This is a genomic window from Corynebacterium sp. S7, assembly GCF_054401105.1.
This window is the reverse complement of sequence record NZ_CM136760.1, coordinates 2190594-2217431: the sequence shown is the minus strand read 5'-3', so window position 1 is coordinate 2217431 and position 26838 is coordinate 2190594. Positions and strand designations below refer to the sequence as shown.

General features: G+C 58.5%; 25 protein-coding genes. 23 read left to right on the top strand and 2 right to left on the bottom strand.

Features of this window, described 5'->3' with window-relative positions; genetic code table 11:
• The first annotated feature begins 2 nt into the window (after nucleotides 1-2).
• The 7 genes from ACXZ66_RS10545 to ndk all read left to right on the top strand — a co-directional run bounded on the left by ACXZ66_RS10545 (nucleotide 3) and on the right by ndk (nucleotide 7245).
• Nucleotides 3-2696 carry a valine--tRNA ligase gene (locus ACXZ66_RS10545; protein ID WP_458748677.1) on the top strand — a complete coding sequence of 898 codons (2694 nt, stop codon included), beginning with the start codon at nucleotides 3-5 and terminating at the stop codon, nucleotides 2694-2696.
• Complete coding sequence (locus ACXZ66_RS10540) at nucleotides 2697-4304, top strand: bifunctional folylpolyglutamate synthase/dihydrofolate synthase (protein ID WP_458748675.1); 1608 nt, start codon at nucleotides 2697-2699, stop codon at nucleotides 4302-4304. It abuts the gene before it with no gap.
• Between the two features lie 102 nt (nucleotides 4305-4406).
• On the top strand, nucleotides 4407-4766 hold the full coding sequence (locus ACXZ66_RS10535) for a DUF4233 domain-containing protein (protein ID WP_458751369.1): 360 nt from the start codon (nucleotides 4407-4409) through the stop codon (nucleotides 4764-4766).
• Between the two features lie 21 nt (nucleotides 4767-4787).
• The gene (locus ACXZ66_RS10530) at nucleotides 4788-5651 is read left to right on the top strand and encodes an ATP-grasp domain-containing protein (RefSeq protein ID WP_458748674.1); all 864 of its coding nucleotides are present in this window, start codon (nucleotides 4788-4790) and stop codon (nucleotides 5649-5651) included.
• A complete protein-coding gene (locus tag ACXZ66_RS10525; protein WP_458748673.1) occupies nucleotides 5644-6465 on the top strand; it encodes an ATP-grasp domain-containing protein in 822 nt (273 codons plus the stop codon). The genes ACXZ66_RS10530 and ACXZ66_RS10525 overlap by 8 nt, the downstream gene beginning before the upstream one ends.
• A gap of 10 nt (nucleotides 6466-6475) precedes the next feature.
• Nucleotides 6476-6787 carry a hypothetical protein gene (locus ACXZ66_RS10520; RefSeq protein WP_458748672.1) on the top strand — a complete coding sequence of 104 codons (312 nt, stop codon included), beginning with the start codon at nucleotides 6476-6478 and terminating at the stop codon, nucleotides 6785-6787.
• A gap of 47 nt (nucleotides 6788-6834) precedes the next feature.
• Entirely contained in the window at nucleotides 6835-7245 is a 411-nt protein-coding gene (gene ndk, locus ACXZ66_RS10515; RefSeq protein ID WP_458748670.1) for a nucleoside-diphosphate kinase, read from the top strand.
• A gap of 66 nt (nucleotides 7246-7311) precedes the next feature.
• On the opposite strand, the gene ACXZ66_RS10510 is transcribed toward ndk, so the two are convergent.
• Together ACXZ66_RS10510 and ACXZ66_RS10505 are read right to left on the bottom strand one after the other, a co-directional pair.
• Nucleotides 7312-7617 (bottom strand): GNAT family N-acetyltransferase, encoded by a 306-nt coding sequence (locus ACXZ66_RS10510; RefSeq protein WP_458748668.1) that lies wholly within the window; start codon nucleotides 7615-7617, stop codon nucleotides 7312-7314.
• An 80-nt stretch (nucleotides 7618-7697) separates the two neighbouring features.
• Nucleotides 7698-9221: a purple acid phosphatase family protein gene (locus tag ACXZ66_RS10505; protein WP_458748666.1), complete on the bottom strand. Its 1524-nt coding sequence runs from the start codon at nucleotides 9219-9221 to the stop codon at nucleotides 7698-7700.
• A gap of 257 nt (nucleotides 9222-9478) precedes the next feature.
• Here ACXZ66_RS10505 and ACXZ66_RS10500 point away from each other — a divergent pair, with 257 nt between their 5' ends.
• The 16 genes from ACXZ66_RS10500 (at nucleotide 9479) to ACXZ66_RS10425 (ending at nucleotide 26731) form a co-directional block, all read left to right on the top strand.
• Entirely contained in the window at nucleotides 9479-11182 is a 1704-nt protein-coding gene (locus tag ACXZ66_RS10500) for an alkaline phosphatase D family protein (protein WP_458748664.1), read from the top strand.
• 262 nt (nucleotides 11183-11444) lie between these two features.
• Complete coding sequence (locus ACXZ66_RS10495; protein WP_458748663.1) at nucleotides 11445-14423, top strand: translation initiation factor IF-2 N-terminal domain-containing protein; 2979 nt, start codon at nucleotides 11445-11447, stop codon at nucleotides 14421-14423.
• Between the two features lie 189 nt (nucleotides 14424-14612).
• Entirely contained in the window at nucleotides 14613-14918 is a 306-nt protein-coding gene (gene rplU / locus ACXZ66_RS10490) for a 50S ribosomal protein L21 (protein ID WP_458748661.1), read from the top strand.
• Between the two features lie 31 nt (nucleotides 14919-14949).
• On the top strand, nucleotides 14950-15228 hold the full coding sequence (rpmA, locus tag ACXZ66_RS10485; protein WP_018296399.1) for a 50S ribosomal protein L27: 279 nt from the start codon (nucleotides 14950-14952) through the stop codon (nucleotides 15226-15228).
• A gap of 122 nt (nucleotides 15229-15350) precedes the next feature.
• Nucleotides 15351-16850 carry a GTPase ObgE gene (gene obgE / locus ACXZ66_RS10480; protein ID WP_458748659.1) on the top strand — a complete coding sequence of 500 codons (1500 nt, stop codon included), beginning with the start codon at nucleotides 15351-15353 and terminating at the stop codon, nucleotides 16848-16850.
• 23 nt (nucleotides 16851-16873) lie between these two features.
• Nucleotides 16874-18037 (top strand): glutamate 5-kinase, encoded by a 1164-nt coding sequence (proB, locus tag ACXZ66_RS10475; RefSeq protein ID WP_458748658.1) that lies wholly within the window; start codon nucleotides 16874-16876, stop codon nucleotides 18035-18037.
• Nucleotides 18038-18056: 19 nt separating this feature from the next.
• Nucleotides 18057-18977, top strand: a complete 921-nt coding sequence (locus ACXZ66_RS10470; protein ID WP_458748657.1) for a D-isomer specific 2-hydroxyacid dehydrogenase family protein — start codon at nucleotides 18057-18059, stop codon at nucleotides 18975-18977.
• Nucleotides 18978-18994: 17 nt separating this feature from the next.
• Entirely contained in the window at nucleotides 18995-19906 is a 912-nt protein-coding gene (locus ACXZ66_RS10465) for a D-isomer specific 2-hydroxyacid dehydrogenase family protein (RefSeq protein WP_458748656.1), read from the top strand.
• Entirely contained in the window at nucleotides 19906-20814 is a 909-nt protein-coding gene (locus ACXZ66_RS10460) for a D-isomer specific 2-hydroxyacid dehydrogenase family protein (protein WP_458748655.1), read from the top strand. The genes ACXZ66_RS10465 and ACXZ66_RS10460 overlap by 1 nt, the downstream gene beginning before the upstream one ends.
• 31 nt (nucleotides 20815-20845) lie before the next feature.
• A complete protein-coding gene (locus ACXZ66_RS10455; RefSeq protein ID WP_458748654.1) occupies nucleotides 20846-22135 on the top strand; it encodes a glutamate-5-semialdehyde dehydrogenase in 1290 nt (429 codons plus the stop codon).
• A 99-nt stretch (nucleotides 22136-22234) separates the two neighbouring features.
• Entirely contained in the window at nucleotides 22235-23152 is a 918-nt protein-coding gene (locus ACXZ66_RS10450) for a cutinase family protein (RefSeq protein ID WP_458748652.1), read from the top strand.
• Nucleotides 23153-23174: 22 nt separating this feature from the next.
• A complete protein-coding gene (nadD, locus tag ACXZ66_RS10445; RefSeq protein ID WP_458748651.1) occupies nucleotides 23175-23792 on the top strand; it encodes a nicotinate-nucleotide adenylyltransferase in 618 nt (205 codons plus the stop codon).
• 179 nt (nucleotides 23793-23971) lie between these two features.
• Complete coding sequence (rsfS, locus tag ACXZ66_RS10440) at nucleotides 23972-24445, top strand: ribosome silencing factor (protein ID WP_458748649.1); 474 nt, start codon at nucleotides 23972-23974, stop codon at nucleotides 24443-24445.
• 53 nt (nucleotides 24446-24498) lie between these two features.
• Complete coding sequence (locus ACXZ66_RS10435; protein WP_458748647.1) at nucleotides 24499-25167, top strand: histidine phosphatase family protein; 669 nt, start codon at nucleotides 24499-24501, stop codon at nucleotides 25165-25167.
• A gap of 2 nt (nucleotides 25168-25169) precedes the next feature.
• Entirely contained in the window at nucleotides 25170-25979 is an 810-nt protein-coding gene (locus ACXZ66_RS10430) for a DegV family protein (RefSeq protein ID WP_458748645.1), read from the top strand.
• A gap of 86 nt (nucleotides 25980-26065) precedes the next feature.
• A complete protein-coding gene (locus tag ACXZ66_RS10425; protein ID WP_458748643.1) occupies nucleotides 26066-26731 on the top strand; it encodes a ComEA family DNA-binding protein in 666 nt (221 codons plus the stop codon).
• The last annotated feature ends 107 nt before the right edge of the window (nucleotides 26732-26838 follow it).

Sequence of the window (26838 nt, the reverse complement as noted above, 5' to 3'; positions counted from 1 at the left end):
GCGTGACTGATGCATTAGTGGGAAAGAATCGTGCGGATGCGCTCCCGAAGAATTGGGAGCCGCAGCACCTAGAGGCGGATATTTACAACAACTGGGTGGAGAAGGGCTACTTCACGGCCGATCCAGCCAGCGAGAAGCCCGGGTATTCCATTGTTCTTCCGCCACCAAACGTGACGGGCCAGCTCCACATGGGCCACGCGCTCGACCACACGTTGGCGGACTCACTTGTGCGCCGCAAGCGCATGCAGGGCTATGAGGTTTTGTGGTTGCCGGGCATGGACCACGCGGGTATTGCTACCCAGTCCAAGGTTGAAGCGATGCTGCAAGAGACCGAAGGCAAGAATCGCTATGACTACGGCCGCAAGGAATTTGTCAAGCGCGTGTGGGAGTGGAAAGAGCAGTACGGTGGCACGATCACCACGCAGATGCGCGCGATCGGCGATTCGGTGGACTGGTCCCGTGAAGCGTTCACCATGGACGACAATCTCTCGCGTGCGGTGCAGACCATCTTCAAAATGCTCTTCGACAAGGGCATGATCTACCGCGACTACCGCCTAGTCAACTGGTCGCCGGTTCTGGAAACCGCTGTCTCCGACATCGAGGTCGTGTACAAGGACGTCGAGGGTGAGCTGGTCTCTATTCGTTACGGTTCGCTTAACGACGATGAGCCGCACCTCATCGTTGCCACCACTCGTGTGGAAACCATGCTCGGCGACGTGGCTATCGCCGTGCACCCTGAGGACGAGCGCTACAAGGACCTCATCGGGCAGGAATTCGACCACCCATTCCGCGACGATCTCAAGCTAAAGGTTGTCGCCGATGATTACGTGGACATGGAATTCGGTACTGGTGCTGTAAAGATCACGCCTGCCCATGACCCGAATGACTATGAGATGGGCCTGCGCCACAACCTGGACATGCCGATCATCATGGACAAAACCGGCCGCATTGCTGATACCGGCACCCAGTTTGATGGTCTGACCCGCGAGGATGCCCGCGTGAAGGTCCGCGAGGCACTAGCCGAGCAGGGCCGCATTGCCAAGGAAGTTCGCCCCTACGTGCACTCGGTCGGCCACTCCGAGCGCTCCGGCGAGGCTATCGAGCCTCGTCTGTCGCTGCAGTGGTTTGTCAAGGTTGAAGAGCTAGCCAAGATGGCAGGCGACGCCGTGCGAGAAGGCGACACCAAAATCCACCCGGAGAGCATGGAAAAGCGCTACTTCGAGTGGGTCGACAACATGCATGACTGGACAATTTCGCGCCAGTTGTGGTGGGGTCACCGCATCCCAATCTGGTACGGGCCGGAAGGCGAAGTTGTCTGTGTTGGTCCAGATGAGGAGCCACCTGCCGGCTACGAGCAGGACCCAGACGTACTGGATACCTGGTTCTCCTCCGCGCTGTGGCCATTTTCTACGATGGGCTGGCCGGAGAAAACCGCCGAGTTGGAAAAGTTCTACCCGACGTCTGTGCTGGTCACCGCCTACGACATCTTGTTCTTCTGGGTTGCCCGCATGATGATGTTTGGCACCTTCGCAGGCAAGGAAACCCCTGAGGTTCTAGGCGAGGGCCCTGAAGGTCGCCCCCAGGTTCCTTTCCACGATCTCTACCTGCACGGCTTGGTGCGCGACGAAAAGGGTCGCAAGATGTCCAAGTCGCTGGGCAACGGCATCAACCCGATGGACTGGGTTGAAGAGTACGGCGCCGACGCGCTGCGTTTCGCCCTCGCTCGCGGCGCGAACCCGGGCGTGGACCTGCCCATCGGCGAGGACAACGCGCAGGCAGCGCGCAACTTCGCCACCAAGCTCTACAACGCCACCAAGTTCGCCCTGATGAACGGCGCTGCCGTTGGCGAGCTGCCAGCACGCGAGGATCTCACCGATGCGGACCGCTGGATCCTGGACCGCCTCGAAGAAGTACGTTCGCGTGTCGACGAGCGCCTGGATGACTACCAGTTCGCCAAGGCCAACGAGGACCTCTACCACTTCGTTTGGGACGAGCTGTGTGACTGGTACTTGGAAATTGCCAAGACACAGATCCCACGCGACGAAGTCACCGAACAGGGCCGCAACACCCAGATCGTGCTGGGTCGCGCTCTTGATGTGGTGTTGCGTCTTTTGCACCCAACCATGCCATTTATCACCGAGGTGCTGTGGCAGGCTCTGACGGAGGAAGAGACCATCACTCAGGCTGCATGGCCAACTTCTGCAGACACCAATGGTGGAGCGCAAACTGATGGGGTAGCAGCGCGCCGCATCGAAGATGCGATCAAGTTGATTACCGAGCTGCGTCGTTTCCGCGCCGACCAGGGAGTTAAGCCTTCCCAGAAAGTGCCGGGCCAGATTGATTTCGCTGCGGCAGACCTGGTGGGCCAAGAAACCCTGGTGCGCGATATCGCGAAGGTGGAAGCGCCGGGCGGGGACTTCGCCTCGTCGGCAAGCATTGAAATGCGTCTTTCCCAGACCACCTTGGACGTGGCCCTGGATACCTCGGGCACCGTCGACGTCGCGGCAGAGCGCAAGCGCCTGGAGAAGGAACTTGCCGCCGCACAGAAGGAGCTCGAGTCCACGGCGAAGCAGCTGGGCAACGAGCAATTCCTGGCCAACGCGCCGGAGGCTGTGGTGGCGAAGATCCGCGACCGTCAACAGTTGGCGCAAGAAGAATCAGAGCGAGTATCTGCCCGGTTGGAGGCATTGAAGTAAATGGCTGATCAAAAGTCTCATTCAGACGACGAGTCCATCAAGCGCATCCTCGAGGCGATCGATGCCGGCTCGGTGTCTGCGGAGGATTTAGATTTCGACGCTGATGAGGAGCTTCCTGAACAGCCGAACTTTGACATTCAGACCACCGATCACGGCATTACCTTGAACCTCAGTCGCGCAGACGCGGGCCACCAGGCAGTCGATGACGAGCCGGATTATGACGATCTTGAAACTGAGACCGTCGAGCCGATTGATCGTCCTGCCACCGAGGCCGATCTTGCAGAACTTGCGCGCGTGGTAGCCGAATTGGATTCCCGCGCCTCCGAGCGCGAAATTGACCCATCGACTGAGAAGATCGCCATGTTGATGGATATCCTCGGCTCGCCGCAGAAAAACTTTAAGACGATCCACGTCTCGGGAACGAACGGAAAGACCTCCGTGGTGCGGATGATCTCGACCTTGTTCGAGGCATTCCACCGCCGGGTGGGCTATTTCGTCAGCCCTCAGCTCGAATCGATCACCGACACCATCAGCATCGATGGTGCGCCGATCCACCCCGAGGATTTCGTGCGCACCTACGACGAGATCAAGCCGTACATTTCTGTTGTCGACGAGCGCTTTGACACCCCGCTGTCCAAGTTCGAGGTGCTCACCGCGATTGCCTATGCAGCATTCGCGGATGCGCCTGTCGATGTGGCGATTATCGAAGTCGGCATGGGCGGGGCCTGGGATGCCACAAACGTGATCCAGGCAGACGTGGACGTGATCATGCCGGTCGCCCTCGACCACACGGATTTCCTTGGCAGTACCCTCGGTGAGATCGCATCGGTGAAGGCCGGCATTATCACCAACCCGGATGCCGTAGTCGTGGTGGCCGAGCAAGAACCTGAAGCCATGGAGGCGATCCTCAAGCGTGCGGTGGAAACCGATAGCGCAGTGGCTCGGTTTGGCTCCGAATTCGACGTGAAGGAATCCTCTGTGGCCGTGGGTGGCCAAACCTTGACCCTGCAGGGACTCGGCGGCACCTACGAGGAGATCTTCCTGCCGCTGTCCGGTGCGCACCAGGCTAGCAACGCGTCTGTGGCATTGGCCGCCGTCGAGGCTTTCTTCGGTGCCAACTCGGAACACCAGCTCGACCAGAACACCATCCGGCGCGGGTTCGCGGCAGTGGAGGTCCCGGGCAGACTTGAGCGCGTCAGCTCCACGCCTACAACTTTTGTAGATTCCTCGCACAACCCGGCCGGTGCCGTTGCACTTGCCGAAGCTCTTGAGCGTGATTTCGATTTCACCCGCTTGATCGGCGTGGTGGGTATCTTGGAGGATAAGGATGCCGCGGGTATTCTTGCCGCACTAGAGCCGGTGTTAGCCGAGGTGATTGTCACCCAGCCGGACTCGCCGCGCGCATTGGACACCTACGAGCTGGCAGAAATTGCGCGCACGATCTTCGGTGATGAGCGCGTCCATGTTGAGGAGCATCTGCCCGCAGCGGTGGAGATGGCTCGTGAATTATTGGACGAAGAAGAGGCTGAGCTTGGCACCGGCATCGTGGTGACCGGCTCGGTTGTTACCGCGGGACAAGCGCGCGCACTGTATGGAAAGGACTCCTAGATGAGCAACGACGAGACCATAGGAACAGAAGGCAGCCCCGCAAACGGCACTGACGATACCGTCGGTCCGCTGGGCAAGGGCCACGCCCCAGCGAAGGACCCCATGAAGGGCCTCAACGGGGTGATCTCGGCGACCCTGATCCTCGAGGCCATCACCATCTTCTTGTCGCTGACAGTAATTTTGCGTATCGACGACGGCGTGTTGTGGACCACTCCCAACTGGGTCTACCTCGTAGCACTCGGCACCGCGCACACCGTGCTAGCCTTCATGACCCGCTTCAAGTGGGCCCTGCCCGCAGCGATTGTCCTGCAGGTCTTCCTGCTGCTGGGCATATTTATCCACTGGTCCATCTTCGCCATTGGCGTGATCTTTGCCCTTGTGTGGTGGTTCGTGCTTACTCTGCGTCGCAACCTGCTCGATCGCATGGAACGCGGCCTGCTGGTCACCCAGCACATGGGCTAAAACCTGCTTAAGGAGCCACCGATGTCCGGCTGGATTGTGGTGAACCACTTTTACTCTTCGCCGAAGTTCGATGAACTTCACGCCTGGCTACAGCGGTCCGCCGCACGCGCTGGCCTGTCCGCGGAGCTAATTACCAATGCGCAGGTCCAGGGACGACTTGCGCACACCACCCCGGACTGGGTGCTGTTCTGGGATAAAGATGTGCATATGGCTCGGCGCATAGAAGCCAGTGGCGTGCGCTGTTTCAATTCCGCAGCCGCCATCGAGGCCTGCGACGACAAATACTTCACCTACGTTCGGCTGCTAGATAGCGGGGTTGCCCAACCCGAGACGTGGCTTGTCCCTCTGCGGTATACACCGGTGTCCTGGCAAGACGAGCCGTTTATCGACGAGGCCATCGCCGCCCTTTCCCTCCCGCTCGTAGCAAAAGAGTCCTTCGGTTCCTTCGGTGCCCAGGTACACCTGATGCACACCCGCGAGGATCTGGTGTCCTGGTTGGACCAGCTGGGCACCCGCGCGGGCCTGCTGCAGAAGTTCGTTGAGGCCGCCGCCGGCCACGACCTGCGCCTGCAAGTGGTGGGCGACGAGGTGGTCTCCGCCATCGAGCGCACCGCGTCCGACGGCGAGTTCCGCGCGAACCTTACCCACGGTGGCACCGCGCGCACCATCACTCCCACCGAGGCGCAGTGCACCGCTGCGCTGCAAGCCTCGGCACACCTGGGATTAGATTTCGCGGGCGTGGACCTGCTCATCGACGCCGATGGGACCCCCATTGTCTGCGAGGTCAACTCCAACGCCCACTTCGTGAACATGTCGCGCACCACCGGCATCGACATCGGTGACGCGATCATGGCCTATATCCGCGAGCAGACCTCCCGTGCTTAACTTCTGGCTCGTCTACGACGCTGAGCGTCGTGCCCGTAACCAGTGGATGATCGACCATTACATCGAATGCGGCGCGCAGCAAGGGATCAAGATTTCGCTTCTCGACGAGCACCTGCCCCCGCTAGCCGAGCGCCCCGATGCAGCGATCTTTCGTTGCGTGGCCCCCGAGTTACGCACGCAGTGTGAGCGCCGAGGCATCCCGGTACACAACCCCACCGATGTGGCCTCGGTGACTAATGACAAGTGGTCTACCTACGAGTATTTTTCCGCGCGCGGAGTCCCGATGCTTCCGACGGTGCAGGTTTTTGAGTCAGTGCCCTTCGAGTATCCGTTTGTGATCAAACCCGTCGATGGGCATGGGGGAGACGGTGTCGAATTAGTGCGCGGGCCGAAGGATTGGGCGGGCTATTCGTCGCGAAGCAATGCGTTGATTGCGCAACAACCGGGAGATACCCCGGGCGTGGATCTGCGGATCTATCTGCTGGGTGGGGAAGTGGTGGCGGCGATGCTGAGGGAATCGGCGAGTGATTTTCGCTCGAACTTTTCGCTCGGTGGTAGCGCGCGGGTTTATGATCTCAGTGCGCAGGAGCGCGGTTTAGTCGAGCAGATTGTGGCGGCGCTGCCGAGTCTGTGGGAAAGCTTCGTGGGCATTGATCTTCTGCCGCATGCAGGAGGATGGGTGCTCAATGAGATCGAGGATGTGGTGGGCACACGCATGCTGTATACACATACCGACATTGATATTGTGCCGGAGCACTTAAGGTTCATTGCGAAGAGTTTGGGCTGTCCGGACAAGTCGGCGGGACTCGATTAGTCTGGCCACTATGCGGATTTTGTACTTTGTTCTTGCTGCGGTGTTCACAATTGCGGCGCTGGTTTTGACCTGGACCGGTGCTTCGACCTGGTTGGCGTGGGTGGCCCTGGCTGCGGCTGCCGTATTTTTGGTGCTCGGCTTGATGAAGAAGGCGTCCGAGATGGAGCCAGAGAAGCTGGAACTGACTGAAGATCAGAAGAATACGCTTCGCCAAATGAAGCGCGAAGGCAATGAATCCGGGGCGATCCGGCAGGTGCACATGTGGTTTCGCTATGCCTCGGCAGAGGATGCACAGCGCCTTGTACGTGAACTAGACCGTTAGGGAGGTTGGTCCTGCGTCTTGTTTGAGTGTCTTGTAATCTATCTAGCATGACTGAACGTACACTCATCCTTATTAAGCCAGACGGCGTTGCAAACGGCCACGTTGGCGAGATCATCTCCCGCATCGAGCGCAAGGGCCTCAAGCTCGTTGAGCTGGATCTGCGCACCGCTGACCGTGCAACCGCGGAGAAGCACTACGAAGAGCACCAGGACAAGCCATTCTTCGGCGAGCTGGTTGACTTCATCACCTCCGCACCTCTGGTTGCTGGCATCGTCGAGGGCGAGCGTGCAATCGAAGCTTGGCGCCAGCTTGCTGGTGGCACCGATCCTGTATCCAAGGCAACCCCAGGCACCATCCGCGGTGACTTTGCTTTGACCGTGGGCGAGAACGTTGTCCATGGCTCCGACTCGCCAGAGTCCGCAGAGCGCGAGATTGGCATCTGGTTCCCAAACAAGTAAGACCAAGTTAAAAACTCCTGTTCCCAGCATTTGATTGCTGTGAACGGGAGTTAGTTGTTTTCTAGCTTAAGCATTGCGCCAATCGCCCTGGTAGTCGTTCTTCTTCATCCAGTCTTTTACATACGGGCACTCTGCAACAATGGTCAGGCCCTTGCTGGAGGTGTCCTTGGCAGCTTCGCCGACCAAGAGACCTGCAAGGCCACGCCCACCGAATTCTTCCTTCACCACGGTGTGGGTGAAATACCGGTCGGTGCCGTAAACCTCGTACTCGAGGTAGCCTGCAGGAGTTTCGCCATCCTGATAAGAAATGGTGTAACGGCGCAGGTCCTGGTCGTGCTTGATGTCAACCTTATTGTTCTGCTTGTCTTCCATGGTGCCATGTTAGACGAAACGGACATTTCCTAAACACTCCACACACCGAAACAGGGCTAGTTTGCGGGTGAGCCAGTGGGTTAAAAGCGAATACCCAAGGCGTTGGCTACGCGTCGGTAGTACGGAACGTACTGGCCGATGGACCCATCGGCAGCAAGCAGAACGGAATCAAGCAGGTCGAGTAGCTCATCTTGGGAAGATCCCGAATTAGCCATGACCGTTGCTGGATCACGTGGATCCTCCGGTGCTGGGGCAATCTGTTCGCCCGGAGTCGTTGGCGCTGGCGTGCCGGACTTTGAAAGAGTGACCTGGTCGACGAGCTCGTCGGAGTAGGTGTTGTGAGTAGTGAGCGTGATCTCGTCAGCGCTGATCTGCACGTTGGTGTAATCCGGGGTGTAGTCCTGCTGCCAGTAGGCGGTAGTAGGAAGCTCGAGGCCAGTGCCCAGTGTGTCCGAACGAGAGGCATCAGCGTGTGAGTTACCAAGCTGGTCGTAGAAGTCGTAGTACTTCGAACCTGTAGCGGTGGTGAGGGTGACGTAGAGGGTCTCGCCTTCGGTAGGAACAATGCGATCGCCGACCTGTGCGGGAGCCTCAGGGACCTGCGGAGTCGTGCCGTTCATCAGGTGGGAGCGGGTGTAGATATGGTCGTGGCCGGACATCACCAAGTCCACCCCAGTCTCCGAGAAGACTGGAGTCAAGCCTTCGCGGACAGCTTCGACGTCAGCGTCGTGGGTGTGGCTGCCCTGGGAAAATGGGGCGTGGTGCATGCCTGCGATGATCCAGTCCTTATCGCCACCGTGGGCTGCCACGGTGTCGCGAATGAACTGCTGGTGGCGCGCAATGTCCTCCGGCGTGCTGAACATCGAGTTGATCCCAATGAACAAAACATTGTTGTGCTCGAAGTAGTAGTTGGCGCTGTCGCCCTGCTCATTGGGCAGGTTGTAGTGTTCGTCGAAGTAGTGCTTTCCCAGCTGGTAGTCCTCGTGGTTTCCGTACAAAACCGCGGTGGGGTACTCGCGCACCTGGTCAGGGGAGAGGAACTGTGCGTACTGCGCGACCTTGTCGCCCCAGCCTTCCACCTGATCGCCTAGGTGAAGGAGAAAGGATGCATCTGGGTAATTAGCTGTGGAGACAGCAGTGGTGTCGCGCCAGGTCTGGCCGTTTTCTTCTACCTTGAGGTCCACACCGATCTGGGCATCGGTGTAGGCGAGGAAGTTCCAGTTGGCGTCGGTATCGTCGGTGGTGAACTCATAAGCCGGTGACCAACCTGCAGCATCCGAGCCTATCGAGTAGGAATACTTGGTGGCAGGAGTAAGGCCCGTGACCTCGGCGTGCTTGGAATTGAACATATGGGCGCCGCCGTCAACGTCGTAGCCGGAGAATTCCTGCACCTGATCAGGAGCATCGACAGGGTGTACGCGGACGAATTCCTGGCCCTCGTAGTCGGAGCGCCAAGACAATTGGACACCAGAATTATCTGGGCCAACGCCGAGAATTGTGCGGAAGGTTGGGTCATCTTGAGCTGTTGCTACAGGGGCACCGAATGCGGTCGATGCGGCTAGCGCCAGCGCGGTGATAATGGCTACGGGAGAAGTGCGACGCACGGAAAACCTCTTCGATTTTGCGAAAAATACGGATAACTATGGCGGCAGGGAAAAGAATGACCAAGCTATTAAATCGGAGTGATATGTCTGAAATGTGGCACTTGAGTGAACGCTAAAAGAATTGAGCTTTGTTGGGGCAAACTAAGAATTGCCTGAAGGTTACTAGTGTGTTAACTGGGTAAATATTCGGAAAAGATTGGCCTAATAGTTGGTTTAACAGCTTGCCAAGCAAATACTGCGTTTGAAAACTGTTCAGCGTGAACAATTCAACATCCCACGGAGTACCCCGCCGTCGATTCCTGCAATCCACAGCCATCGCCACCGCCGCAGTTGCGGCAGCCGGAGCGGTACCCGCGCAGGCACAGTCTTCGTCGTCAAGCTCGGTGCTTCCTGGGGCCCGGGCGCTGCCGGGCTTCGTCACACCACCGACCACCGTGTTCATGCACGGTGTTGCCTCGGGTGACCCGATCCCGGATTCCGTGGTCCTGTGGACGCGCGTAACCTCAAGCGAGGAGGCAGTGCCGGGCTCGGGGCTTGGCGACGACGTCGTGGTGCGCTGGGAAGTCTCTTCAACCGAGGACTTTGCCTCGATTGTTACCTCGGGCGATGTCGTGGCTACCGCGGCTGCCGACCACACCGTGCACGTTGACCCGCACGGGCTCGAGCCAAACTGTATTTATTACTACCGCTTCCATGCTCTTGGGCAGACTTCGGCAGTTGGACGGACCAAGACGGCACCGGACTACACAGAGGAAAACACCGAGGTGAATTTCGGTGTTGCCTCGTGTGCAAACTGGGAGTCGGGTTACTTCTCCGCATACCGGGGACTGGCAAATAAGGCACTGGCTGGTGACATTGACGCCGTAGTCTTCCTCGGCGACTACATCTATGAATACGAAAACGGTGGCTACGCGGGTAAATCTGGCGTTTCGCGCCCGCACTGGCCAGCACACGAGATACTCACCCTGCGGGACTACCGCACTCGTCACGGCCGCTACAAGCAGGACTCTTACCTCCAAGAAGCACACCATGCCGCACCGTGGATTGTGATTTGGGATGACCACGAAACCGCGGATAACTCCTGGCGTGATGGCGCGGAAAACCACACCGAGGGCGCTGAGGGCGCATGGATCGATCGCAAGAATGCAGCCATGCAGGCGTACTTCGAGTGGCTGCCGGTGCGTGCATCGAACCCATCTGAGGGCGGTCATCTCTACCGCTCGCTGCGTTTTGGTTCCCTGGTCGAGCTGACCATGATGGATCTACGCACCTACCGCGATGCCGAGACCAGCTCGGCGTACTTCAATGCCCCAGACCGCACGATGCTAGGCAGCGAGCAATTCGAGTGGCTGCGCAGCCAGATCCGCACCTCGCAGACGAGCTGGAATGTGCTGGGCAATTCGGTGATGATGGCTCCGCTGAAGCTTGGCACTATCCCGGAAACCAGCTCCCAGGCATCCTCTGCCAATGAGGCAATCGGGTGGATCAGCGAACGCTCCACAGGCATCGCGCTGAACTCGGATCAGTGGGACGGCTATGCCAACGATCGGCGCATTTTGCTCCAAGAGCTCAAGGATAAGGGCAGCAATATCTTGTTCCTGACCGGAGATATCCACTCCGAGTGGGCCAACGAGATTTACCTTGGCGACGAGCGCATCGGCGCGGAACTTGTTGGTACGAGTATCTCGGCACCAAACGTCGACGAGATCATCACCACGAATACTGGCCAATACGTGCCTGAAAACAACCAGGTCAGCCTCATGGTTGAAGACATTGTCCGAGGCCAGAACCCGTGGGTCAAGCACCTCGACTTCGATGCTCACGGTTTCGCAGTGGTCAGCATTCACCCTGCGGACGTGACCATGGAGTACTACCGCGTCTCCGATGTTGAGGTAGATAACGCACCTGTGCACCTTGCGGTGACCAAGCAATGGTCCCCGGAGGCGGGATTCATCCAGTAAGAGTGCGCTAGTAATCACATTTTTAATGCAGGTTGAACGCCGATTCTTTGGCGAGCTGTGCCACAATGGAGAGCAGCGCGTACCGGCCAAGCCCAAGTGGGGCTTGGCATCATGGCGCGCCGAACAAGCTTTTGGTATTACAACACCAGTTCCGTTGTGAGTGTGGTCCCTGTGTGGCGGCGGCGATGCGGTAAGAAACCCGCAGATTACATTGCCAGCGCCCGGTGGCTATGTCCAACGGGCGTAACAATAGGAGACCGTCGTGGCTGAAAATAGTGACAATCAAGAAAAACAAGAAAATACTGCGCAGCCTGCAAAGAAGACCCGCAAGCGGGCTACCAAGAAGGCCACCCAGAAGGCACCGGTGAAAGAGCCTGCCAAGGAGAAAAGCCAACTGGAGTCCTTTGACCGTTCCACGATCGGTGAGAAAATCCGCGTCTTCTCCCTTGCCAAGGCGTTGGGCCTGCCGTCGAAAGACGTGGTCATTGCCCTCAATGGCATGGGCTTGGTCAAAGTCGCCCAATCGACACTGACCCGTGCGGAAGCTCTGCAGTTAATTGATACCCTCCAAGGTGCGGCCGCTGATCCCAACGTGGACTCGATGGTGCCAGAGGATGTCGCGGCCGAAGCCGACGAAAAGATCCGCGAGCGCGTGCGCAAAGATGTGGAAAACGAAATCCACCAGATCGAAGCCAAGGTTGATTCGGATCTAGCTAGCCACGAAGACGATTCAGACGATTCAGACGTTGTAGATGATGTAGACGATGAGCCACTGTCTGACATCACACCTGAGATCACCCCTGCACCTGCCGAGGACACCATGGCAGAGGCATACGCGCCAGTGTTTAAGGCTCCCGAGCGCTCAGAGCGCCGTCGCGCTCGTCGTACCACCGACGCCAACCAACCGGAGCGGGAAAATCGTCGCGAAGCGAACAATCCAAGCGTCGATGAAGCAGTGCTTGACAACGATGCCGCTGACCAAGACTTAGACTCCGAAGAAGCACAGCCGGAGCTGAACAACGAGCCAGTGGCAATTAAGGGCTCCTCGCGGCTGGAGGCGCAACGTCGTCGCACCAGCGAGCGTCGCGCAGAGGGCCGCAAGCGCTCCCGGATTGTCTCGCAAGCGGAATTCTTGGCGCGCCGGGAATCAGTGGAGCGTTCGATGATTGTCCGCGAACGTGAACGCCACGATCACCACGGCCGGATTACACAGGTGGGCGTGTTGGAAGACGGCCTGCTGGTTGAGCACTTTGTCACCTCGGATGAGAACAACTCGATGATTGGCAACATCTACCTGGGGCGCGTGCAAAATGTGCTGCCGTCGATGGAGGCTGCATTCATTGATATCGGGCAGGGTCGCAATGGCGTGCTCTATGCCGGCGAGGTGGACTGGAAGGCTGCTGGTCTGGGCGGACGTTCGCGCAAGATTGAGCATGCGCTGAAGTCCGGCGACCAGGTGGTCGTGCAGGTGACCAAGGATCCCGTGGGGCATAAGGGTGCGCGCCTGACTACGCAGATTTCCTTGGCTGGCCGCTACCTTGTGTACGTTCCTCGTGGCCGCAGCGCCGGTATTTCGCGGAAGCTCCCGGCTCCTGAGCGCAAGCGCTTGAAGGATATCTTGAACAATGTTGTCCCAGGTAAGGGTGGTGCGATTATCCGCACCGCGGCAGAGGGCGTATCTGAGGAAGCCATTGCGGCGGACGTGAATCGTCTGCACACCCAGTGGGAGGCAATTCAGGAGCAGGCCGAGAAGGAGAAATCCTCGAAGGGCGCAAAGCCGGTCACTCTCTACGAAGAGCCGAACATGCTGGTCAAGGTCATTCGGGACCTGTTCAATGAGGACTTCAAGGAACTCATCGTCGACGGCAATCGCTCCTGGAACGTCGTGCACAATTACGTAGATAAGGTTGCGCCGGATCTGTCTGACCGTTTGGTCAAGTTCGATCGAAGTGCCCACGGCGGTGCTGATGCCTTTGAAGAGCATCGTGTCGACGAACAACTGCAAAAAGCACTCGGTCGCAAGGTGTGGCTGCCTTCCGGCGGTACCTTGGTGATCGATCGCACCGAGGCCATGACGGTGATCGATGTGAACACCGGCAAATTTACGGGTTCGGGCGGCTCCCTGGAAGAGACCGTTACCTCCAATAACTTGGAGGCGGCCGAGGAGATCGTGCGTCAGATGCGCCTGCGCGATATGGGTGGCATGATCATCGTTGACTTCATTGACATGATCCTGCCGGAAAACCAGGAATTGGTGCTGCGCCGCCTGAAGGAGGCGCTGGGGCGCGATCGCACTCGCCACCAGGTCTCCGAGGTGACCTCACTTGGTCTGGTGCAGATGACTCGCAAGCGCCTGGGCACCGGGCTGCTGGAGACCTTCTCCACCGAGTGTGAGTGCTGTGGTGGTCGCGGCATTATTATCCAGGATGATCCGGTTGAACATGACCAGAATCATCACGACAAGTGGGAAAAGAAGCACCACAAGTCGGAGCATGATCCTTCGTCGCATCCGGCAGCTGTAGCAATGCATTCGCGCGAGATCGCGCCGGAGACGCAGTCGCACGAGGAACAGCAAAACCGCGAAAGCTCCCGCGAAACTGCTGAGCCCGCAAAGGATTTTGAAGCCCTGGCCGATTCTGTGATTGGCATCACCGAGCCGGATTCGGAGCCGGATTCGGAGCAGGATTCGGCGAGCGAGTCCAGCTCCGAAGAGTCCACTCGCCGTGGCTCCAAGCGCCGTGGCCGTCGAGGCCGGGGACGTGGCAAGGGTCGCACGAATGAGCAGGTGAGCGAGAAGACAAGCGAGGTCACAGAAGATCAAGCGCTTGACGACGATTCCGCAGGCGTAGTTGGTGAAGGGGAGAAGTCCTTCGATCAGGCGGTTGCAGAATTTGAAAGCTCGCCTCGTCGCAAGCGGAAGACCCGTGGAAATTCTCGCTCCGATCATCGTCCTCGCCAGGAAGACTTTGTCAAAGAGGTCAAAGAGGTTGAAGAGGTAGCCGAGCCAGAGCCAGTGCAGGCGGCACCGAAGCGATCGGGTCAGCCTGTCGTCGAAAAGGTCCTTGATACAAGGACTTCCGGATCAAGCCGTGGCAGGCGCCGCGCGGTGCGCAGGACCACTCCAGTGGAGACGGCACCTGCCGAGGAAAAGACTGAGGTGAAGACTGAAACTTCCCAGGGATCGGAACAGTCGCGGGGACGTGGGCGTCGCCGTGCGACGAGGCGAAGTTCTCAAAGTTAAGGCGTTTTGGAGATTCAGCCTGTTCCGGTGTAATCTTTGACAGTCGTTGTTTTAAGGTGCACCCGCCAACATTCCCTTGTGGAGTTGTGGCAGGAGGTCCGCGCCTTGGAACACATTAACAATCATTGTCCATCGAGATAGCCACACAACTGTGGCTATCCAGCGAGTTTAGATAAGGGGTGACCCTCTATGTACGCGATCGTCAAGACCGGCGGAAAGCAGTACAAGGTTGCCGAAGGCGACCTCGTCAAGGTCGAGAAGATCGAGGGTGAGCCAGGCGACGCCGTGGCTCTCACCCCGGTTCTACTTGTCGATGGTGCCAACGTCACCACAAAGCCAGAAGACCTTGCTAAGGCAGCAGTCTCTGCAGAGATCGTCGAGCACGGTAAGGGCCCGAAGATCGATATCATGAAGTACAAGAACAAGACTGGTTACAAGCGCCGTCAGGGCCACCGTCAGCCATTGACTGTTCTGAAGATCACCGGCGTTAAGTAAGCCGAGAAATTTTCCTTAAAGGAGGAAGAACATGGCAAGTAAGAAGGGCGCATCGTCCACCTCGAACGGTCGTGACTCCGAGGCAAAGCGTCTTGGCGTCAAGCGTTTCGGTGGTCAGCAGGTGAAGGCAGGCGAGATCATCATCCGTCAGCGTGGTACCAAGTTCCACCCAGGTGAGAACGTAGGCCGCGGCGGCGACGACACTCTCTTTGCTCTTGCAGCTGGCTCCGTTCAGTTCGGTATCAAGCGCAACCGTCGCATTGTGAACATCGTTCCTGCTCAAGAGCAGGTCGCTGAAGCAACTGCGTAAGCAATCTTCAAACTAATGCCGCTACTTCCCGGAGCCCGGGCAAGTAGCGGTATTAGTCTTTTTGCCCCAGCACAAATGCTGCTACCATCAGGCAATATTACACATGCTAGAAAGGCACGATCATGGCACAATTTGTTGACCGCGCAGTCCTCCACCTTCAATCAGGGGACGGCGGGCACGGATGTGTCTCCGTGCACCGCGAAAAGTTCAAGCCACTCGGCGGCCCAGACGGCGGCAACGGTGGCCACGGCGGCGACGTCGTGTTTGAAGTGTCCACTCAGGTTCACACCCTGCTGGACTTCCAGTACCGACCGCACATTAAAGCCGGTCGTGGCGCGAATGGTGAGGGTGACCACCGCAATGGTGCACGTGGCGAAGATCTGATTCTCCCTGTTCCAGTGGGCACCGTGGTTAAGAATGACAAGGACGAGATCCTCGCGGATTTGGTTGTTCCTGGTACTCGCTTTATCGCAGCTCAGGGTGGCTTTGGTGGCCTGGGAAACGCGGCCCTGGCCAGCACGAAGCGCAAGGCCCCAGGTTTTGCGCTGAAGGGCGAGCCAGGAGAGATGCTAGATCTCACGCTTGAATTGAAGTCCATGGCCGATGTTGGCTTGGTGGGCTTTCCTTCGGCAGGTAAATCGTCGTTAATTTCTGTGCTCTCTGCCGCCAAGCCGAAGATCGCCGACTACCCATTTACCACCTTGAAGCCAAACCTTGGCGTGGTTAACGTCGGTGACGATACCTTTACCATCGCCGATGTGCCAGGCCTGATTCCGGGTGCCAGCCAGGGTAAGGGTTTGGGGTTGGATTTCTTGCGCCACATTGAGCGCACTGCCGTGCTTGTGCACGTGGTTGATACCGCAAGCATGGATCCGGGCCGTGACCCAGAATCTGACATCGAGGCGCTCGAGGCGGAGCTAAACACCTACGCTGAGGCCCTCGACCATGACTCAGGCTTAGGAGATCTGCGCGATCGCCCCCGCCTGATCGTGCTGAACAAAGCCGATGTGCCGGAAGCACGTGACCTCGCAGAGTTTGTGAAGGCGGATCTGGAGGAGCGCTTCGGCTGGCCAGTATTTATTATCTCTGCAGTGGCGCGTCAGGGCCTCGACGAGCTGATCTGGGCGCTGTGGGAGATTGTGAAGAAGGCCCGAAAGAAGCGTCCGAAGCCAGAGAAGGCGGCAGCAGCAACAGTGATTCGCCCGCAGGCTGTGGATCAGCGCAGTGGCATTGTTGTTGAACCGGATCCGGACTTCCCAGGTGCGTTCGTGGTTCTCGGCGAGAAGGTCGAGCGGTGGGTCCGCCAGACGGACTTCGAAAACGACGAGGCCGTTGGCTACCTCTCCGACCGTCTGAATAAGGCAGGTGTCGAAGACCAGCTGCGCAAGCTCGGGGCGAAGGAAGGCGCGACAGTGTCCATCGGCGAGATTTCCTTCGACTGGGAGCCATCCTTGGCTGGCGATCCGACCCTGGCTGGACGTGGCCACGATGCCCGCATGCACCACACCAAGCGTGCCTCGCCTGAGGAACGCAAGCGCGCTTCGCAGGCTCGCCGCGGCCTGATCGACGAGTACGATTACGGCGATGGCCGCGAGGCAGAACGCGAGCGTTGGCAAGGCTAGCTAGTCCACTAGGATTAGGGTTCATGACTAGCTCTACCTCTAGCCCCGTTTCCACCTCGAGAGCAAAGCTCTCCTCGCCCCTGCGCGATGAGATTGCCACCGCCAAGCGCCTCGTGGTCAAGTTCGGAACATCGAGTCTGGTCAACGACGACCTTTCTGTCAGTCGCGAGAAGATTGACCACTTAGTTGACGCGCTTGAGGCCCGCATGGCTGCAGGCTCGGACATCGTCGTGGTCTCTTCGGGCGCAGTTGCAGCGGGTTTGGCCCCGCTCGGTTTGAAGGTCCGCCCCCAAGATTTAGCGACCAAGCAGGCTTCGGCGGCGGTGGGGCAGATGCACCTAGCTCAGGTTTGGGCCGCGTCCTTTGCTCGCTACGGCCGTACGGTGGGGCAGGTACTGCTCACAGCAGCCGATGTCGGCCAGCGTGAGCGTGCGCGCAACGCGCAGCGCACCATCGACCGCCTGCGCCAGCTGGGCACTGTGCCCATTGTCAATGAAAATGACACGGTGGCCACCTCGGAAATGCGCTTCGGCGATAACGATAGGCTTTCGGCGCTCGTGTCCACGCTCACGGCCGCCGATGCGCTGGTGCTCTTGTCGGACGTCGACGGGCTCTACGACAAGAACCCCGCCGACCCTAACGCACGCTTCATCGAAGAGGTCCGCACGGGTAAAGACTTAACCGATGTTTCGGCAGGTGACGGCGGCAAGCTTGGCACCGGAGGCATGGCGTCGAAGGTGTCGGCGGCGCGCCTTGCTGCCCGTGGCGGAGTCCCCGTGCTGCTTGCGGCTTCCGACCAGATCGACATTGCGTTGAAGGATGCATCGGTGGGCACCGTGTTTCATACCCGGCCCGAAAGCCAGCTCAACGCATGGAAGTTCTGGGCGCTCTATGCAGCGGACGCTGAAGGGATTTTGCGTCTCGACGAGGGCGCGGTCAAGGCCGTCACCCGCGGGGGTACCTCACTGTTGGCCGTGGGGATTACTGCCGTCGAGGGTGATTTCCACGCCGGAGATATCGTCGAAATCCTTGGTCCGAACGGCGAACAGGTCGGACGCGGCGAAGTCAACTACGACGCTGCGGTGCTGAACGGCATCCTAGGCAAGCACACCCCTGACCTTCCCGAGGATCAGCGCCGCCCCGTTGTCCATGCAGATTATCTGTCCAACTACGCGTCGAGGCTGTAGCAATAGATAGGCTGGCACCATGAAGTTCACGTTTCTTGGTTCCCCTTGGGAAGAAGTAGACGCAGAAGTTGAAGCCGCAGGTCACGTTTACGTCCCCGAGTTGGAAGACGCCGATTTCCTGATCTACCGGGGCGAAGGAATCCAGGAACTACCCGCGAATATCAAGTGGGTGCAGTTCGTTTACTCGGGGATTGATCGTATTCTTGATCTCATCCGCAGTACCTCCAAAGCAACGGGGGTACGCTGGGCGAACGCTTCAGGTGTCTACGGTGCTCCTGTGGCCGAGGCCGCGCTTGCGCTCACCCTCTCGGTGATGCACCAGCACAAAGTAGCCGTAGCCACCTCTACCTTCCGGGCCCGTGGTCTGATCGATTCACGCACCCAAGTGCTTGCCGACAACAACCGCACTCTCGCAATCCTTGGCGCAGGCGGAATTGGCAAGCGCTTGATTGAAATGCTGCAGGGATTCAACGTGCACACCATCGCCGTGAACCGTTCGGGACGCGACGTCCCGGGAGCAAACGAGGTAGTCACATTCGACGATATTTCAGGCATCTGGCAACGCAGCGACGTGGTGATCAACTTGCTGCCTCTCACCCCGGAAACACACGGTCTGATTGACAAAGACGTCTTCGCGGCCCTGCCCGATCATGCAATTGTGGTCAACGTGGGCCGCGGGCCCGTGGTGGATACCGATGACCTCCTCGTTGCCCTTGAAAACGAAACCATTGCGGGCGCCGGCCTCGATGTCACGGATCCGGAACCGCTGCCCGACAGTCACGGACTGTGGCGGCAATCTAATTGCATCATCACGCCCCACACAGCCACAACGGGTTCGACCGGCCGGAAGTTCATCGCGCCGTGCATTGTGGAGAATGCCCGCGCTTTTGAGGCCGGTGAAGTGATGCCCACCGAAATCGACCCGTCTCGCGGCTACTAGTTCGCTAGGGTGGGGACATGAAATTTACGATGCTTCCCAACGTCTGGGCCGACTCCGTGGCCGATATCGAATTCAAGGGCCACCAACACGTAGGACTTGATGAGTCCCCGGACATGCTGGTCTTTAACGGCGGGCCGAACGATTTTCCGGACCCATTGCCTGAAAGCGTCCAGGCTGTCCAAGCGGCCTTCGCTGGTGTCGAGGCATTCGATCAGGCCGGGATCCTCGCATCGTCGGGCGTGCGCTGGGCCAATGCCGCAGGAATTTACGACGACACCGTTGCCGAATCCGCCATCGGCCTCCTCTTGGCCGTACTGCACCGTCACAAGGAAGTCACCAGCTGGGATGTGCGCCCCGAGGTCGAAGCTAAGACCGAATTCCTCTTCGAGGACAAAACCGTCGCAGTAATCGGCGCGGGTGGCATCGGTCGTCGCCTCATTTCACTTCTCAACGCCTTCGGCACGAAGTCCATCGCCGTAACCAGGACAGGCAGGGACGTCCCCGGCGCGACCACATCTCTCTCATTCGCAGAGATAGACAGCGTCTGGCCCGCAGCGGACTATTTCGTCATCCTGGCCCCACTGACCAATGAGACCCGCGGCATGATCAATGCCGAGGTACTGGCAAAAATGAAGCCCAACGCCGTAGTCATCAACGTTGCCCGCGGCCCGCTCGTCGTCACCGAAGACCTCATCGCGGCCTTAGAGAACGGCACCATCGCAGGTGCGGGCCTCGACGTCACCGACCCAGAGCCGCTTCCCGACGATTCGCCCCTGTGGAACATGTCCAACGTTGTCATCACGCCACACACTGCCAACACGGCGCGCTTCCTCCACCAACGCGTCGGCGAGCTGACCGTACGCAGCTGGGAGGCCCTTGAAGCAGGCGAGCGGATGCCTACCGAGGTAGACGCAGCCCGAGGCTACTAATGAAGTTCACATTTATCGGCGAACCCTGGGACGACGTTGTGGCACAGGTGGAGGACGCTGGACACACTTACGTTTCCGAACTGACTGAGGCTGACTTTCTGATTCACCGGGGCGAAGAATTCGACTCGCTTCCCACGAACATCAAGTGGGTCCAATTCCACGCGGCTGGCATCAACAGGGTCGCGCACCTGATCCGCAAAACCAACGTGCCGTGGACCAATGCCGCGGGCGCCTTCGCCGAACCTGTGGCCGAGGCGGCCTTGGCGCACATCCTGTCTGTGATGCACCAGCACAAACTGGCCATCACCTCGGGTTCTTTCGACGCCTACGACGAGATTGATCAGCGCCTCCAGCTGCTGACGAACACCAACCGCACCGTGGTTATCCTGGGTGCCGGCGGGATCGGTGCGCAGCTGATCCGGCTGCTCAAGGTCTTCCAGGTCAACATCATCGCGGTCAATCGCAGTGGGCGTCCCGTCGCAGGTGCCGACGAGGTGCACACGCTGCGAGATATGGACAAGGTATGGCCACGTGCCGATATCGTGGTGAATATTTTGCCTCTGACAGAAGAGACTAAAGGGCTGATCAACGAAACCGTGTTTAAGGCCCTGCCCAATCACGCGATCTTTGTCAATGTGGGGCGAGGGGCGGTCGTCGATACGCGATCTCTTGTCTCTGCCCTGGAAAACGGTGAGATTGCGGGGGCGGGCTTGGACGTAACCGACCCGGAACCTTTGCCGGAGGACCATCCGCTGTGGCACATGGATAATTGCTTGATCACTCCGCACACGGCAACCACCGATGAGATGGGGCGCAACTATATTGCGCCGACGATTATTGCCAATGCTGAGGCGTTTGAGGCAGGCCGGCGGATGCCAACCCAGATCGATATTGAGCGAGGGTACTAGTCTGGTTCGACTCCGGCTAAGCTAAGCACCTATGGGAACCCAAACTGCCGAACAGCGCGCTGCTGAGCGCGACGACGTCCTTACTAAAGCTGCTGCCGCGAAGAAGGTAGCTCCGGTGTTGGCAACGTTGCCGACGGTGAAGAAGGATGAGTTGCTGCTCGCTGCGGCTGAGGTGCTCATTGCGCGCACCGAGGAGATCCTGGCGGCAAATAAGCAAGACATTGAGGCTGGTCGTGCAGGTGGGATGTCCGAGGCGCTGGTGGACCGCCTTGCGCTTGATGCGGGGCGCATTGAAGGCATTGCGGGTGGTCTGCGCCAGGTGGCGGGGCTCAAAGATCCTGTCGGCGAGGTGCTGCGGGGCTCCGTGATGGCTAACGGCATTCAGATGAAGCAGGTTCGTGTGCCCCTTGGCGTGATGGGCATGGTCTATGAGGCACGTCCAAACGTGACAGTGGATGCTTTTGGTCTAGCCATAAAATCAGGCAATGTAGCCTTGCTGCGCGGCTCGTCGACGGCGCGTTTCTCCAACGAGAAGCTGGTCGAGATTTTGCAGCAGGTTGCCGCCGATCATGGCCTGCCACGGGAGATTGTCCAGCTTTTGCCTTGTCAGTCCCATGATTCCGTCCAGGACTTGATCACGGCCCGTGGCCTAGTTGACGTGGTTATCCCGCGCGGTTCCGCTCGCCTGATCAACGCGGTGGTGACCGGCGCGACGGTGCCTGCGATAGAGACCGGCACCGGTAATTGCCACTTCTATATCGACCGTGACGCTGAGCTCGATTCCGCCATCGACATGGTTATTAACGGCAAGACCAGGCGGTGTTCTGTGTGTAATGCGACAGAGACAGTGCTTCTCGACGAGGCCTTGGCCGGCGCAGACAAAGTCCGCGTGATCGAGGCCCTGCAGGAAGCCGGGGTCACCGTGCACGGAGAAAAGGCCGAGCTTGAGGGCCTCGGCGCTGCCGATATTGTTCAAGCCGAGGAAGCCGATTGGGCGGACGAGTACCTCTCCTTCGACATCGCATGCGCTGTGGTTGATGGCGTGGACGGTGCGATTGCACACATTGCCCAGTGGTCGACCGGACACACTGAGGGCATTGCGTCTTTGAATGCTTATACGCTGCAGAAGTTTGCCAATGAGGTGGATTCCGCGGCCGTGATGCTCAACGCATCCACGGCATTTACCGATGGCGAACAGTTTGGGATGGGGGCAGAGATTGGCATTTCCACCCAGAAGCTGCATGCGCGTGGCCCAATGGCTTTGCCTGAGCTGACCAGTACGAAGTGGATCTTGGAAGGTACCGGCCAAACCCGACCATAAGATTAGGTACCACCTAATTTGAGATGCGTTTGTCTGCGGGCTTGGCTAGCATAAGTGAAATTAATACATTTTAGCTAACTTGTCCGAAAGGCATGGTTTATGTCTGGTCGCCTTAAGCACGTTTTTACTAGTTTCGGTGCCGTATTAGTGGCCTTCTTTGCATCAACCCAGGCGGCCTACGCCGGCGAAGCGCAGCAGGAACAGCAGCGTTGCGCGGATGTGGCCGTGGTCGCCGCACGCGGATCGGGGCAAAATACCCACATCTATCCCACCCAATATTCGGTGGAGGATTCGCGAGCTTCTAATGGGTGGGAGGCCGAAAACATCCGTGCGTTTCTGCACTTGAGCGAGGCCCGGTATAAAGAAACACACGCAGGCGAGTCCTTGATGAAGGGCGTCGACGTGATCGGGATCGACGACACCACCTACCCCGCGAATCCGCAAGAAGCCGATATGCCGGACCTGGAATCGGAAGAATCGATCATGGAAGAGTTAGCGCGGATCGTGGGACCTGGCCCCTCGATAATCGACGAGCTTCCTTCACTGGCCATTTCGATGGTGGAATCCTTTACCCAAGGCCATACTGGGGTAATAGGTGAGATTGATGCCTACGAGGCCGAAACCGGGTGTGCCCCAAGTTATATCCTTATTGGCTATTCGCAGGGGGCCTCGATCCTCCAAGGCCAAGAACGGGAATTGGCCGATCGTGGCCAGCTTGCAGGGGTCCTATATTTTGGTAACCCGATGACGAATTATCAGGATCCCGCCATGGTCGGGGTGGAAAACGGTGCCGGTGGATTCTTGGGAAATACCCCGTGGAACTCAATTACCACTGCTGCCACTGACAATCGCCTGAATTACTGCCTGCCCATTGATTTAGTGTGTGACACATCGGTGGAGATCCTTGTCGCCTCAGCAACCACACCGGGGGTCCATGCAAATTATTTCCTTGAGGAATCTCCCTGGGACGACCACGTCGCGGATACTTTTGGGCAGTGGGTAGACGCCGCGCGTTAGGAAGTCGCTACACTTTCCGGTTATGAGTACTCCGAGTCAATCGCGTGTGCCCCGCCGGATTGGCGTCATGGGCGGCACGTTTGATCCCATTCACCACGGCCACCTAGTGGCGGCCAGCGAAGTGGCGGACCGTTTCGCTTTGGATGAGGTCATCTTCGTGCCCACCGGTGAACCGTGGCAGAAGGCAGAAAAGAAGGTCACGGCTTCTGAGGACCGTTATTTGATGACCGTGATTGCCACGGCATCGAACCCGCGGTTCAAGGTTTCTCGGGTCGATATCGACCGACCGGGCCCAACCTATACCATTGACACACTCATTGACCTACGCAAACAATACCCAGGCGATGAACTCTACTTCATTACTGGGGCGGATGCGCTCTCGTCGATACTGTCCTGGCGAGATTGGGAAAACATGTTTGACCTGGCAGAATTCGTGGGAGTGACCCGCCCGGGCTACGTGCTGACCGAGGAAATGTTGCCGGAAAAGCATCATGGCCGAGTTCACCTGATTGATGTTCCAGCCATGGCAATTTCCTCGACCGATTGCCGCAAGCGCTCCAAGGACGGGCGCCCCGTGTGGTACTTAGTGCCGGACGGGGTGGTGCAGTTCATCGCGAAGAATAAGCTCTACACCGACTAGATCTTGGGCTGTTTTAACGTTCGGGCTCGGGGGAATTTGAAGCTGAATTTCAAAAACACCCACTGTCAAGTGGAAAAAGTAGCCTTGAACGTGGGAGACTTGGAAGAATCGAACCCGGATAGGTATTTCTTAGGTATCACGCTGGGATTTTTTGAATTTTAGAAAAGGAACTTAAGCATTTGAGTGCATCGCAACAGTCTATCGAGCTAGCTTCCATCGCTGCCCAGGCAGCAGATGACAAGCTGGGCACCAACATCGCGGTGATTGATGTTTCCGATGTCATGGCAATCAGTGACATCTTCGTGGTCATTTCCGGTGCCAACGACCGCCAGGTCCGCGCCATCGTCGAGGAAGTCGAAGATGCCCTGACTGAGAAGGGCGCGGAGCCGAAGCGTCGCGAAGGCAACCGCGAGAACCGCTGGGTATTGCTAGATTACGGCTCCTTCGTCATCCACGTGCAGCGCGAATCCGAGCGCGAGTTCTACGGCCTTGATCGCCTCTACGCCGATTGCCCTCGCATTGAGGTTGAGGGCGTCGAAACCGCACCTACCCCCGGTGATTGGGCAAACGAGGTCAATGTGCGAGAAATCGATAGCATTGATGATCTTCCACTTGCAGGCGAAGGCCCTAGCGACGAGGACGAGGATTACTAAGATTTGAAGTAGTTTTCCTTTTTCAGGTGGTCAGACTTTCGAGGAGGTTCAACATGGGACGGCAGTTGGTAATGCTTCGGCATGGACAGACTGACTACAACGCGAATCATCGGATGCAGGGCCAGCTGGACACCCAGCTTTCTCCGGTCGGAATTGAACAGGCCCGCACGGCAGCGCGCTACGTTGCATCTTTAAACATTGCCAAGATCATTTCCTCGGATCTCGCCCGTGCCAGGGACACCGCCGAGATTATCGCGGATGCACTGGGCTTGGACGTTACCGTTGATGCTCGTTTTCGAGAGACGCATCTGGGGCAGTGGCAGGGGCGCACCCACGCCGAAGTTGATGGTGAATTCGTCGGCGCGCGAGCCGCGTGGCGCCATAACCCAGGCTGGGCTCCACCTGAGGGGGAATCACGGCTAGACGTGGCCACGCGAGCCAGGCCCGCGATTGATGAATTGATGGAAACTTTTCCCGAATGGGAGGGCCACGCCGTTCTCATCGTCGCCCACGGCGGAACCATTTCTGCCCTGACTTCCAATTTGCTGGGTTTGGCGCCGGCGCAGTACCCCTTGCTCTCGGGTCTAAAAAACACGAACACCTCCCAGTTGACGGCGCGGCCTCGTTTCATCGAGGGTGCCGCTGTTGGTGATTTCACCGGCGATGACCACGTCGACGCCCAGTGGTACCTGGATGCCTGGAATCAAGGGTGGTGCGAGTAATCATGCCCGTCCGCATCGTCACCGACACCTCGTCTGGCCTGCCGCAGCATATCATCGACGAGCTCGACATCACCGTGGTTGATCTGCACGTCATGGGAGAGGAAGCAGAACGTTCCACCAGTGGCCTGACCTCCCTGGAATTGGCTGCCACCTATGCACGCCAGCTTGAACGAGGCGGCGACGACGGTGTGGTCGCGCTGCACCTGTCTAAGGAACTCTCGTCCACGTGGTCGTCGGCAGTTGCGGCCGCCGCCGTGTTCAACGATGCCGTGCGCGTAGTCGATACTGGCACCGTGGGTATGGCGGTGGGCGCCGCGGCCATGGCAGCAGCCACCGTTGCCAACCAGGGGGCAAGTCTCGACGAATGCGAGCGCGTCGCCGAGGACACGCTTAGTCGCAGCCAAACGTGGGTCTACCTGCATCAACTGGATGATATACGCAAGAGCGGTCGCTTATCGACGACCACCACTGTCCTTTCCGCGGCACTGCTTGCCACCAAGCCGATCATGCAGGTCAAGGATGGAAAACTCGAGCTTGCCGGCAAGACCCGCACCCAAACCAAAGCCTTTACCAAGCTCGTGGAACTTGTGATGGAGCACGCGCACAATCAGCCCGCGTTCGTCGCTGTGCAGCACGCCGACGCAGAAGAATCCGCAGACCTGTTAGAAGACATGCTCAACGAGGTGCTGCCGAAGGGCTCCACTGTCCTTGTTACCGAGCTCAACGACGTACTGTTCGTCCACACAGGCCCTGGCGCCGTCGGCATCTCAGGGGTGTTTGCCGAAGATCCTGTGGAGAAAACCGCAAAATAGCTTGGTGTGGTGTCCGATCGGGCACGCTATCCACAGGAATTAGCACCGATCCTGAGCGCGGCGCGGTTTCCTTCTAGCCTGTGGGCATGAATGGAGTCAATGCACTCGACCGGATCAAAGAACTTACCAAGCCAACGGGAGAAGAAGACCTCCTTCAGGTCAGCTACCCTTCGCCTAGGTTTTCGGTCTCCCTCAAACATGCCTTGATTGTTGCAGCTGTCATCCTCGTGGCTTGTGCAGTCTGGTTCGTTTCTCGTCCGAGCCCCGACACGGTTGCCCCAGCAAAACACGCCCAGAGTTGGGAGGCGATTGCAGAGCCCACACCTGCGCCGGAGAGCGTGGTTGTTTCCGTTGTCGGAGAGGTCGAACATGCCGGCCTAGTCACGCTTAGCCAGGGTTCACGAGTGGCGGACGCGCTGTCACATGCGGTGCCGTTGCCTAGCGCGGATGTGGTCTCGCTGAACCAAGCTCAGCTTTTAGTGGACGGCCAGCAACTTCACGTGCTGCCGGTCGGAGTAGCGCCAGCTCTAGGGCACGCCGAAGTTGCCTCCGCGGGGAGTGGCTTGATTTCACTCAACACCGCAGATGCGACGCAATTGATGGAGCTTAGCGGGGTAGGGGAGACAACCGCTGCATCGATCATCTCGCACCGCGAGGAAATCGGGACGTTTACCGATGTGGAGCAGCTCCTAGACGTCAGCGGAATTGGTCCGGCCAAGTTCGCCAAGATCAAGGATGATGTCACGCTCTGAGGCAGTAAGTGACCGTGTGATTCCCCTCTTGCAGGATTGTCACAGTTTGGTTCCAGAATTAACATACCTTTCTCCGAAAGCTTTCCAAGGCAAGGGTATAGTGCCTC